Source organism: Luteibacter sp. P4_D7_3, assembly GCF_056401735.1.
The window spans coordinates 1-11,413 of record NZ_JBFUIT010000116.1; the positions used below are offsets into that span (position 1 = coordinate 1).

At 65.6% G+C, this 11,413-nt stretch carries 9 protein-coding genes; 5 read left to right on the top strand and 4 right to left on the bottom strand.

Annotated elements, in window-relative coordinates:
• Positions 1-534: 534 nt before the first annotated feature.
• Together AC1DSN_RS11880 and AC1DSN_RS11885 are read right to left on the bottom strand one after the other, a co-directional pair.
• On the bottom strand, positions 535-1,560 hold the full coding sequence (locus tag AC1DSN_RS11880) for a glycosyltransferase family 9 protein (RefSeq protein ID WP_477296133.1): 1,026 nt from the start codon (positions 1,558-1,560) through the stop codon (positions 535-537).
• A gap of 166 nt (positions 1,561-1,726) precedes the next feature.
• The gene (locus AC1DSN_RS11885; protein ID WP_477296134.1) at positions 1,727-2,392 is read right to left on the bottom strand and encodes a response regulator; all 666 of its coding nucleotides are present in this window, start codon (positions 2,390-2,392) and stop codon (positions 1,727-1,729) included.
• Positions 2,393-2,577: 185 nt separating this feature from the next.
• Here AC1DSN_RS11885 and AC1DSN_RS11890 point away from each other — a divergent pair, with 185 nt between their 5' ends.
• From AC1DSN_RS11890 to rapA, 5 genes are all read left to right on the top strand, one after another.
• A complete protein-coding gene (locus AC1DSN_RS11890) occupies positions 2,578-3,177 on the top strand; it encodes an ABC transporter ATP-binding protein (protein ID WP_477296135.1) in 600 nt (199 codons plus the stop codon).
• Complete coding sequence (locus AC1DSN_RS11895; RefSeq protein ID WP_477330827.1) at positions 3,174-3,962, top strand: ABC transporter permease; 789 nt, start codon at positions 3,174-3,176, stop codon at positions 3,960-3,962. Before AC1DSN_RS11890 ends, AC1DSN_RS11895 begins: the two co-directional genes overlap by 4 nt.
• Positions 3,963-4,157: 195 nt before the next feature.
• Complete coding sequence (locus AC1DSN_RS11900) at positions 4,158-6,467, top strand: catecholate siderophore receptor Fiu (protein ID WP_063573368.1); 2,310 nt, start codon at positions 4,158-4,160, stop codon at positions 6,465-6,467.
• 21 nt (positions 6,468-6,488) lie between these two features.
• Positions 6,489-7,169: a Fe2+-dependent dioxygenase gene (locus tag AC1DSN_RS11905; protein WP_477330829.1), complete on the top strand. Its 681-nt coding sequence runs from the start codon at positions 6,489-6,491 to the stop codon at positions 7,167-7,169.
• Between the two features lie 76 nt (positions 7,170-7,245).
• Entirely contained in the window at positions 7,246-10,077 is a 2,832-nt protein-coding gene (rapA, locus tag AC1DSN_RS11910; RefSeq protein WP_477330831.1) for an RNA polymerase-associated protein RapA, read from the top strand.
• Positions 10,078-10,080: 3 nt separating this feature from the next.
• Here rapA and AC1DSN_RS11915 read toward each other — a convergent pair whose 3' ends face one another.
• Entirely contained in the window at positions 10,081-10,737 is a 657-nt protein-coding gene (locus AC1DSN_RS11915) for a rhomboid family intramembrane serine protease (protein WP_063571997.1), read from the bottom strand.
• 14 nt (positions 10,738-10,751) lie between these two features.
• Positions 10,752-11,282 carry a lactoylglutathione lyase gene (gloA, locus tag AC1DSN_RS11920; protein WP_477296263.1) on the bottom strand — a complete coding sequence of 177 codons (531 nt, stop codon included), beginning with the start codon at positions 11,280-11,282 and terminating at the stop codon, positions 10,752-10,754.
• Between the last annotated feature and the right edge of the window lie 131 nt (positions 11,283-11,413).

An 11,413-nucleotide genomic window follows, 5' to 3' on the forward strand; every position in this document is an offset into this window, starting at 1 on the left:
GTGGCCGCCCAAGCGGACCGTTACGGCGGTCGTGCAGATACGTCATTTCCGGCGCGGCGAGCGTTTTCCTCGCCGCTGCGCTGACTCGCGGACGATCTCAGCGCGCTGGGGTCGACCGTTTGGCGATGCCGACGAGCCAGTAGCCGGAGCGGCGCTGCTCCGTCGGCTCGACCCGCACGAACCTCAGGGTTCGGGAGAGCCTTCGGTGCCCACCCTCGAGGCGAGTTCCGCACAAGTGGAGCGGCCGCAGGCCAAATAAGCAAACGGCCGCGCAGCGGCCTTTCCGGTACGAAACGCGGAGGACGTGTCTGAGCAGCGAGGGTGGGCACCGAAGGCTCTGCGCCTCACCACCCAAGCAAGCGGCGGCGCGAGCCGCTAAAAACATGCACTCGCGAAGCGAGTGAACCGCCCCCTGCAGCGTCCCCGGAATTCCGCGATGAACCTTTTTTCTTGCTCTGAAACCTGCTTTTTGGAGGAGGCGCTTTAGCGGCGATGGGGTGCGCGGCAACCTGGCTATCGCTGATGAATCGGCTCCTACAACGAGCTGCATCGAGCCAGATGTGCGGCGGCTCTCAACGCTGCGCCGCGCGGGCATCCGTCGTCGCAGGCAATGGCGACGTTGTTCCGACCATAGGGCGCATAACGCGCAGGATCAGTGGGCCCAAAAATACCGACCGTCGTCGCGGCGGTCGCTGCGGCAAGATGCATCACGCCGCAATCCGCGCTGATATAGGTGCCTGCCGCCTCGATGAATCCCGCCAGCTTGCGCGGATCACTCGTGTAGTACGTCGGAAAGCCACCGCCCAGACGCGACTGGCCGTCGGCGGAAACCAGTTCGACGACGCACGTGTCGCCGGTCCGGGCAACGAGTTCGGTCGTGAAGACACTCCACCAGTCGGAGGGCAAGCGCTTGGACCCGGTCGCATTGGGGAAGATCGCCATCACCGGCAAGCCTCGCTCGTTCGCATCACGCAGCACGCGTGCGAGTGCGTCGCGGCCACTTCGTCGTTCCACATCGGTGAGGCGCACGTCCAGCCGGGGAACCTCGTCCCCGACGGCGACGCCCAGTGCCCAGCGCAGTGCCTGGACCGGTCGGGCCGCCAGATGCATGGCCATGCCATCCGTCGGCATGGCATCCGTGCGTAGCTGAAAGCGTGCCTTCGCCATGGCGCTGGCAATACGTCCCGACGACGATCCCGCCGCGGCATCGATCACCAGGTCGTAGCGGCGCGAACGCAACTTGCGCAATGCACCGATCGTCGCCAACGGACGCCGCGCTGCGCGACGGTCGAGCGTGGTGCAGTCGCCGACGATATCGAAGCCACGAAACACCGCATGGGCTGCCGGTCCGGCCGACAGCAGGTCCACTTCTGCCCCGGGAAAACGCCGCTCTATCTCGACCAGCAACGGCGTCAGCAGCAACGTGTTACCCAGCCGGTGGTTGGGGCGGCAAATGAGGATGCGCTGGATACCGGATGCCGGAAGCTCGCCTGCACCCACCAGGTTCTTCGCCGGAGCGACCAGATGGCGCGCGAGCCAGGCCGCGACGCGTCGTCGCATGAGCGCTGCGTTCCCGTGCATGGGTGTACGAGCGGGCTCGCTTGGCGATGGAGGTGACAGCGACACGACAGGAGACATGAAGGGCTCTCGGGAAGTCTGTCGCCAACGATGCCTTAGTTACCTTATGCGTTGCTGTCCACTGGATGACGATTCTGCTTCCGGGGATTCACGAGAGGTCCCGCGGCACCATGTAGCCGAAGCCACGCACGGTCCGGATCGCATCGGGGCTGAGCTTGCGCCGCAGCGAATGGACGAGGACCTCCAGCGCATTCGGGCTGACGTCCGAATCCATGCCGTACACCGAGCACTCGATCGACTCGCGGCGAACGATCTTGCCGTGGCGTTCCATCAGCATGCGGAGCAACGCGAACTCGCGCCGGGTCAGCTCGATGCGGCGCGCCTGGTACGTCACCTCGAGCGTGCTGAGGTTGAGCGAAAGCGCACCCGATTCCAAGTGATTATCGGCCAGTCCCTGGGCACGACGAGCCAGCGACCGGATACGCGCTGCGAGCTCGTCGAGGTGGAACGGCTTGGTCATGTAGTCGTCGGCGCCCGCGTCCAGGCCACGTACGCGGGACTCGATGCTGTCACGCGCCGTCATGACGAGGATGGGCGTCTTGACCTTCAGACGGCGCGCCTCGGTAATCACCTCGATGCCGTCCTTCTCAGGCAACCCCAGGTCGAGGAGCACGAGGTCGACGGATTGGTCGCGCAGTGCTTCGAGACCTTCCACGCCCGTGCGCAGCCACGTCACCGTATAGGCGAGGTGCTCGAGCGCGCGCTTGATCGCTGTGCCGAGACGGATGTCGTCCTCGACGACAATGATGTTCACGATCCAAGTCCTCCATGGCGGACGAAAGCTTCGGGTATCGCATCCGTGCGACGGGACGTGTCTACGGAAACGGCAGCCCGGTGCCATTATCGGAGTGCCGGCCTTATGCCTTGCTTAGTACCTGCCCGTAAGCATGCCCTAAGGCGCGGCCGGCAGCCTGTGCTCGCTCCCATACGGAACCTATCATGAGCCTAATCGTAGAAGGACTGCGCAACACCCTGGTGGGTCCTTTCACTTTCAGCGTGGCGGGGGGCCAGTGCCTCGCCCTGACGGGCGCGTCCGGGTCCGGAAAAACGCTTCTGCTCCGCATGATCGCGGACCTGGATCCCAACGAGGGCAGGATCATGTTCGCCGGGATCGACCGGGCATCGCTTTCCGCGCCGGACTGGCGGCGCCTGGTGGCGCTGGTTCCCGCCCGCAGCGGCTGGTGGGCGGACACGGTTGCCGAACACTTCCCCCAGGAACGCGAAGCGGAGTGGCGAGCACTCGGGGCCGCGTTGTTCGTCCCCCCGGCCCTCTTCGAGCGCTCTATCGAAGAAGCCTCCACGGGTGAACGCCAGCGTCTCGCACTGATCCGCGCCCTGCTCGCCGAGCCGCGGCTGCTGCTGCTCGATGAGCCGACGGCGTCGCTGGATCCGGTCTCCACGCAAGCCGTCGAAGCCTTGATCGCCAAGCGGCTCGCCGCCGGTACCACGGCTATCTGGGTGACTCACGACGCCGCGCAGGCGGATCGTGTGGGCGAACTCACACTTCATATGCAGGCCGGCGGAGTCCTTGCCACATGACGCCGATCTCCCTGCACGCCGGCGACATCGCGATCGCCACCCTTCTCCTCGTGGTCGACGCCGCGTTGTCGATCGGGCTGCGCCTGCRCTTCCATCGCGCGCTGTTGATCGCCTCGGTGCGCATGGTGGTCCAGCTGGTCGCCGTCGGCTACCTGCTCCGTTACGTGTTCGCGGGGCATTCGCCGTGGCTGACCGCGATTCTTGTACTGGCCATGTCCCTGGTCGCCGTCCGCGAAGTCGCGGTCCGTCCGGTGCGCCGACTGGTGGGGGGAAATGTCCTGGTGGCGTTACCTAACGTGCTGGGCATCGTCCTGYTGACGGCGTGCTTTGCGCTGTTGACAGCCATCCGTCCGCACCCGTGGTACGACGCGCGCTACGCCATTCCCCTGGTCGGCATCCTGCTGGGCAGCATTCTCAATGCGGCGAGCATCGCGCTGGCGGGTGTTCTCGACAATGTGCGCCAGCAACGCGACGCGATCGAGGCCCAGTTGATGCTTGGCGCGACCTTCGGCACGGCCACGGCGCCGCTCCTGCGCCGATCCATCCGCACGGCCATGGTGCCGGTCATCAACCAGATGGCTGCGGCGGGTGTCATTACCCTGCCGGGGACGATGACGGGCCAGTTGCTGGCGGGCGCCGATCCCGTCGAGGCCGTGAAGTACCAGATCCTGTTGCTGATCCTGCTGACCGGGGCCAGCTGCATGGCTGCCGTCGGTACGGCTTACGGCGCTGTCGCCCGGCTGCGCGATGACCGCGAGCGGCTTCGCCTGGACCGCCTGAGGTAAAGCTTCGCTTTAGATTGCGAATCATTCTCATTACCCTTACGATATGCGTCACATCGGGCTAACGCCCGTGCACGACCCGTCAGTCAGGGCACCCATGAAGTCGACCACCGTGAGCCATCGGCCCGCGTCGGGCGAACTCGTGCCCGATTCGGTCTGCCGACCCATTTTGTTCATTGCCTCGCAAGGGAATCACCCATGGCCTTCATCAAGAGCCGCAAACACGCCGCTCCTGCCGCGCGCACCGTCGGTGCCGCCGTCCTCCTGACTTTCGCGCATGCCGCCGTCGCCAGCGATACGGTCGACGCACCGCCGCAGCAGGCCAAGGCCAGCGACGTCCAGGCACTCCCCGGCATGCAGGTCGACGCCGACCGCTCGAGCGACTTCCGCGTCGACAAAGTGTCCTCGCCGAAATTCACCCAATCCCTGCTCGACACCACGCAAACCATCCAGGTGATTGGCAAGGAGCTGATGAAGCAGCAGGGTGCGACCACGCTGACCGAAGCCCTGCGCAACAGCCCGGGCGTTGGCACCTTCTACGTGGGCGAGAACGGCGCGACCAACACGGGCGACGCGATCTATATGCGCGGCTTCGATACGTCGAGCAGCATCTTCGTCGACGGCGTGCGTGACACCGGCACCGTGTCACGCGACGTCTTCAATATCGAGCAGATCGAAGTCACCAAGGGTCCGGATGGCACCGAATACGGCCGCACCGCGCCGACCGGCGCGATCAACCTGGTGACCAAGCAGGCGGTACTGGGCGATGGCGAATCCGGCTCGCTCCAGGGCGGCAGCGGCCAGCGCCGCCGCGGTACGGCCGACATCAACCAGCAGCTCGACGCAACCACTGCGGTTCGCCTCAACGTGATGGACCAGAAGAGCAACGTCTACGGTCGCGACGATATCGAGAACAACCGCTGGGGCTTTGCGCCCTCGCTGGCCTTCGGCCTGGGCACGCCCACCCGCGTGTACATCGACTACCTGCACATCAAGCAGAACAATGTTCCCGACGGCGGCGTGCCGACCATCGGCTTGCCGGGCTACAGCAGTCCCGACGCGCGCGCATTCCTCAATGACGCCGCCAAGGTCGACCCGAACAACTACTACGGCACGAACCAGGATCACGACCACGTGACCCAGGACATGTTCACGGTCCTGGTCGAACACGACTTCAGCGACAAGGTCGCCCTGCACAATACGTCGCGCTGGGGCCGTACGACGGAGGATTACCTTCTGACGTCGTTCATGGGCGCGACGGCGAATCTTGCGACGCCTAACCCGCTGGACCCGTCCACCTGGACGATCACGCGTAGCAACCCGACGTTCAAGCACCAGTCCAACCGGATCGCCACCAACCAGACCAACCTGACCGCATCGATCGACGCGGGTGGCTTCACGCAGGACATCAGCACCGGTATCGAACTGACGTCCGAAGAAGCTCGCACCATCGGCATGGGCCCGCTCAACGGCAGCACCTGGCCCGTTGCCAACCTGTATCACCCCGACTCCGATGTCGGCGGCCTGAAGTACGGCGAGACCGGTGCGCTCAGCAACGGCAAGACCAACACGGCGGGCGCGTACTTCTTCGACACATTCAAGTTCGGTGAACACTGGCAGGTGAACGCCGGTGTACGCATGGACCACTACAAGACCGATTTCTCCAGCCTCGTGGTTTGCGGTGCACGTAACGGTCCTGTCTGCGGCCGGCTGCCTGCCGGCAGCATTGTCCCGGGCGTGGATACCAGCGTCAGCGACAACCTGATGAACTACAAAATCGGCGTGCTGTACAAGCCCGCCGCGAATGGCAGCATCTACGTCAACTTCGCGCAGTCGCAGCAGCCTCCGGGCGGCAACACGCTCACGCTCTCCTCCGCGGCGAACAGCGCCGACAATCCCAACTTCGATCCGGAAAAGGCACGCACCGCCGAAATCGGCACGAAGTGGGACCTGCTCGGCTCGAAGCTGTTGCTCACTGGCGCGCTCTACAGCACCACGGTGACCAACGATGTCGTGCAGGATCCGACCGACCTGCTTTATTACCAGGTGGGCAAGAAGCGTGTGCAGGGCGTGGAGATCAACGCGGTCGGCAAGCTGACCGACGACCTCGCGATCAGCGCCGGCTTCACCACGATGAATGCCACCGTCAAGGACGGCCCGGGCGTCACCGCCAACGGCTCGGACGACCTGGCCTATACGCCGAAGAAGGCGTTTACCTCGTGGGTCACGTATCACCTGCCGTTCGACCTGACCATCGGCGGCGGCGCGCGTTACTCGGGCTCTCTTCAGCGCGGCACCGACGGCGCCGTGGGCACCCCGGCCTATACCCGTGCGTACTGGGTGTTCGACGGCATGGCCAGCTACCCGGTCAACAAGAACTTCGACCTGCAGCTCAACGTGTACAACCTGTTCGACAAGAACTACGTGGCCGCGATCAACAAGAGTGGCTATCGTTATACCCCGTCCACGCCGCGCTCGGCCATGCTGACCGCGAACGTTCGTTTCTGATCGACAGAAGGAAACACCGCCATGTTGCTGCATATTCCCGAGGTCCTGAGCAAGGAACAGGTCGCCGGGATGYGCGGCGCCATGGAGGCTGCCGAATGGACCGACGGTCGACAGACCGTCGGTCCACAGGGCGCGAAGGTGAAGCGCAACCTGCAACTCCCCGACGCGTCGCCGCTGCGCCGCGAACTGGGCGGGATCGTCGTCGCGGCCCTCGCGCGGCATCCGCTGTATCACGCGGCCGCCTTGCCCCTGCGCACGTTGTCACCGCGATTCAATCGCTATGAAGGCGGTGGCGAATACGGTTTCCACATCGACGGTGCCGTCATGGCCACCGGCGACAGCGATGTCCAGGTGCGCAGCGACATCTCCTGCACGCTCTTCCTCAGCGAGCCGGGGGAATACGACGGCGGCGAACTCATCGTCAGCGATACCTACGGCGAACATGAAGTAAAACTCCCCGCCGGGGACGCCATCGTCTATCCCTCCTCCAGCCTGCACAAGGTCACGCCGGTGACGAGCGGCGCACGCATCGCTTCGTTCTTCTGGGTGCAGAGCCTCGTGCGCGACGACAGTGCGCGAAGGCTGCTGCTGGAGCTGGACACGGCCATCCGCAACCTCTCCGCCAGTGCCGCCGACCAGGCATCGATCCTGCAATTGACGGGCGTCTACCACAACCTGTTGCGGCGTTGGGCCGAAACCTGAGGTAAAACAAAGGTAGGCAGGGGCGCCCTCGGGGGCGGATAATTGGCGCCCCCTGATGTCCTTGGCTCCCTACCGCATGTTCCAACCTGGTCAACGCTGGATCTCCACCGCCGAACCCGAGCTCGGCCTCGGCACCATTCTTCGCGTCGAAGGACGCGGCGTGCAGGTCCTGTTCGCCAAAGCGGGCGTGCTGCGCCCCTATGCCACCGACAGCGCACCGCTGATCCGCGCCGAATTCCGCGCCGGCCAGCGCGTGTCGGGCAAGGGCCTCGCCTTCCTCGTCGAACGCATCGAAGAACGCGAAGGCCTCTTCGTGTATCGCGGTGAAGGGCGTGAACTGGAAGAAGGCCAGCTCGACGACGAGCAGGCGCTTTCGCAAGCCGACGATCGCCTCATCGGCGGCCGTACCGATACCAACGAAAGCTTCGACCTGCGCCTGGATGCCCTGCGCCGTCGTGCCGATGCCCGCCGTTCGGCGGCATGGGGTCTCGAGTCGGCCCGCATCGGCCTGGTCCCGCACCAGCTGCGCGTGGCCGGTATCGCCGCCGCACGTCGACCGCCCCGCGTGCTGCTCGCCGACGAAGTGGGCCTGGGCAAGACCATCGAAGCGGGCATGATCCTGGCGCGCCAGCTCGCCGCCGGCCGCGCCGGCCGCGTCCTGCTGCTGTTGCCGGAAACCCTGGTCTACCAGTGGTTCGTCGAACTGCTGCGTCGCTTCAACCTGTCGTTCGCCATTTTCGACGAAGAGCGCTGCGAAGCCATCGAGCAGTCCAACGACGGGCGTAACCCGTTCGAGGACGACCAGTTGGTCATCGCCGACTTCGCGTTCCTCGAATCCGCACCGAAGCGCGCGCGCCAGCTGGCCGAGGCCGGCTGGGACCTGATGGTGGTCGACGAGGCTCACCACCTCGAATGGACTCCCGAAGCCGCCAGCCCTCGCTACCGTCTGGTGGAAGAACTGGCCACGGCGACACCCGGTGTCATCCTGCTCACCGCCACGCCGGAACAGCTGGGCCGCGCCGGGCACTTCGCCCGCCTGCGCCTGCTGGATCCCCAGCGTTACAGCGACCTTGACGCCTACCTTGCCGAATCGGCGGAATTCGGTGAACTGTCCGAAGTCGCCAACGCGCTCGCCGACGGCAAGCCGCTCTCTTCTGAGCACCGCACCCTGCTCGACGCCCGTTTCAAGGGCGACCGCGAGCTGGCCGGCCTGCTGACGCGCGACGACGCCCACGCCGAGCTGCTTGCCGCACTCATCGACCGTCACGGCACCGGCCGCGCGATGTTCCGCAACCGTCGCGCCGGTATCGGCGGGTTTCCGCGCCGCGTGCCGGAGATTCTCGCGATCGACCCCGAGACGCTCGACGCCGGTCGCCGGGATGCCCTCCTCGCCGAGTTCCGCGCGGACATCCAGAACGCCGCGGCGCACCTCGAGTTCGATTACAACGACGACCCGCGCCTCGAAGCCCTGATCGACCTGCTCGACGCGCACCCGTCCGACAAATTCCTGCTCATCTGCCGCAGCCAGGCCAAGGTGCTGGCGATCGAAGACGCACTGCGCACGAAGAGCGGCGTAGGCGTCGCCCGTTTCCACGAAGGCCTCGGCATCGTGCAGCGCGATCGCAACGCGGCGTTCTTCGCGCAGCCAGACGGCGCCCGCCTCCTGCTGTGTTCCGAGATCGGTTCGGAAGGCCGCAACTTCCAGTTCGCCCACCGCCTGGTGATGTGGGATCTCCCGCTGGATCCGGACCTGCTCGAGCAGCGCATCGGTCGCCTCGACCGTATCGGCCAGCGTCACGACATCGTCGTGCACGTGCCCGTGGTCGAGCAGAGCGCGCAGCACGTGCTGGCCCGCTGGTACGACGAGGGCCTGGACGCGTTTCGTTCGAGCCCCGCCGATGGCCGCGAACTGCTTCGCCGTTTCGGCGAGCTGCTCGCCAACCTCGCCGACGAACACGCCCGCGAGGACGATTCGCGCGACCAGGAACTCGACGCACTCATCGCGGAAACCCGTGGCGCGCATGAGGAGCTCTCCGCCCTCATCCACGCCGGTCGCGACCATCTGCTCGAACTGGCCGCCAGCCGCGATCCACATGCCGATGACCTCGCCTCCAGCTTCGCCCGCGAGGACCAGGATCCAGCGCGCGATGCCTTCATCCAGCGCCTGTTCGAAACCTACGGCGTGCATACGGAAGAACTCGCACCCGACATCGTGCTGCTCGACCCGCAGTACCTGTCGACCGACGGCCTGCCCGGCTTTGCCGATGGCCCGCTTTCGGTAACGTTCTCGCGCGACGTCGCACTTGCCCGCGAAGACCTGCCCTTGCTGCGCATGGACCACCCGATGGTCTACGCCGCGGTGGACCTGCTGGTGAGCGGCGAAACGGGCAACGCCGCGTTCCTCGTCGACGATGCCCTGCCCGTACGCACCGCCCTGCTACAGACCGTTTACGTGCTCGAGATCATCGCCGATCGCGCGCTGGACGCCGGCCGCTTCCTGCCCGCGACACCGCTCGTCGTTGCGGTGGATACCAAGCTGTCGGAACGCCCGGGCTTCCGTCCGAGCGACGTTGCGCTGCGCAAGGCGACGGATCGCAATATCGAGGTGGCTCGCTTCCGAAAGTTTCTCTCGAAGCTGGTTCCGCCGATGCTCGAACACGCCCTCGACCTCGCCGAGGGACGCGCCGAACTGCTCAAGTACGAAGCGATCGACGCCGCGAAGCTCGRGCTGGACACCGAGCACGCACGCCTTGTGGCGCTGCGCGCCGTGAACCCGTCCATCGCGGCCTCGGAAGTCGCCGCCATCGCCGCCGAACGCGATGCCCTGCTCGCGGCTATCCCCAACGCGCGCCTGCGTCTGGATGCCGTGCGATTCGTGGTCAGCCCGGACTTCCTTTCCCTGCGCTGAGGGTCAGGACCAGCGGCGTGGTGGCGGTCGCACGCCCCACGCCCAGAGCAACAACAAGCCCGCGAACAGCCCACCCAGGTGGGCGAAATGGGCCACGCCCGCCAACGTGCCGGTGACGCCGAAGAACAGTTCGGCCAGGCCGTAGAGCGTGACGAACAGCCACGCGGGGATACCGATGGGAATCGGGATCATCATCAGCTTCTCGCGCGGGAACAGCATCGCGAAAGCGCCGAGCAGGCCAAAGATCGCACCGGATGCACCGACGGTCGGGAAGACGCGGCCCGGCTCGAACCAGTACACGATGGCCAGCTGGGCAAGCGACGCCGCGACCAGGCAGGTGAAGTAGTAGATGATGAAACGACGCTGCCCCATCACCCGCTCGATCAGCCCACCGAACATGTACAACGCATACATGTTCAACAGGATGTGCATGACCGACCCGTGCATGAAGCCGTAGGTGATCAGCTGCCACGGGCGGAAACCGATGCCGGCGATGTTGCCATTGCCCACGTCGATGGCCATGTCATGGCCCACCGGCCACAGCGCAAACCACTGCGAGAGCGCCAGGGTGTTCTCGTCCTGCAGCAGGAACTGAAGGGCGAAGACCAGGACGTTGGCAATGAGCAGGTTGCGCGTCACCGGAGGCAGGTTGGTCGGCATGGTGGTCCCCGGCCTCAGGCGGTCAGCGGCGTAGGCTGGAGGATCTCGATCCAGTACTGGTCGGGATCCCGGATAAAGGCGATGTGCCGCATGCGGCCATCACTCAACCGCTTCTGGAAGGTGACGCCGAGCTCTTCGAAGCGCGCGCAAGCGACATTCACATCCGGCACGCTGACGCACAAGTGCCCGAAGCCGCGCGGTTCGCTGTTGCCGTTGTGGTACGCGAAGTCGGCGTCGGTCTCGGTCCCATGGTTATGGGTCAGCTCGAGCACGCCCGGCTGCGCCAGCGCCCAGCGCTTGCGCTCCGCGTCGTCGTCGGGAATCACGCTGCGGTCGCCGACCAGGACCAGGTAGACGATGGTGAACTTCGCCTCTTCGTAAACGTGCTTGTAGACCGGCGTGAAACCGAGCACGCGTGTGTAGAAGTCCAGCGAGACGACGAGATCGCGCACGCGGATCATAGTGTGGTTGAACACGAAGCCGTGGGTGGCAGCGTCCGGCGTGGCGGTGACGCCGGGCAGCGATGTGAGGTCGGCGAGGGACATGGGGATATTCCTTGGGACAATGTCCAAGGGTGGCTGCCATGGGGCGGCAATTCAAGCATTTGGGGGGAGTCGCGGTCGGGTTGGCCCGTGGGGCCGCGGCGCGGCTCTTCGAGACGGGCCGTAGCTCCTCT

What these genes read in the sequence shown, in the direction of transcription:
- AC1DSN_RS11880 (WP_477296133.1), bottom strand. Translation starts at nt 1,560, where the DNA reads ATGCGACGACGCGTCGCGGCCTGGCTCGCGCGCCATCTGGTCGCTCCG.
- AC1DSN_RS11890 (WP_477296135.1), top strand. Translation starts at nt 2,578, where the DNA reads ATGAGCCTAATCGTAGAAGGACTGCGCAACACCCTGGTGGGTCCTTTC.
- AC1DSN_RS11900 (WP_063573368.1), top strand. Translation starts at nt 4,158, where the DNA reads ATGGCCTTCATCAAGAGCCGCAAACACGCCGCTCCTGCCGCGCGCACC.
- AC1DSN_RS11915 (WP_063571997.1), bottom strand. Translation starts at nt 10,737, where the DNA reads ATGCCGACCAACCTGCCTCCGGTGACGCGCAACCTGCTCATTGCCAAC.
- gloA (WP_477296263.1), bottom strand. Translation starts at nt 11,282, where the DNA reads ATGTCCCTCGCCGACCTCACATCGCTGCCCGGCGTCACCGCCACGCCG.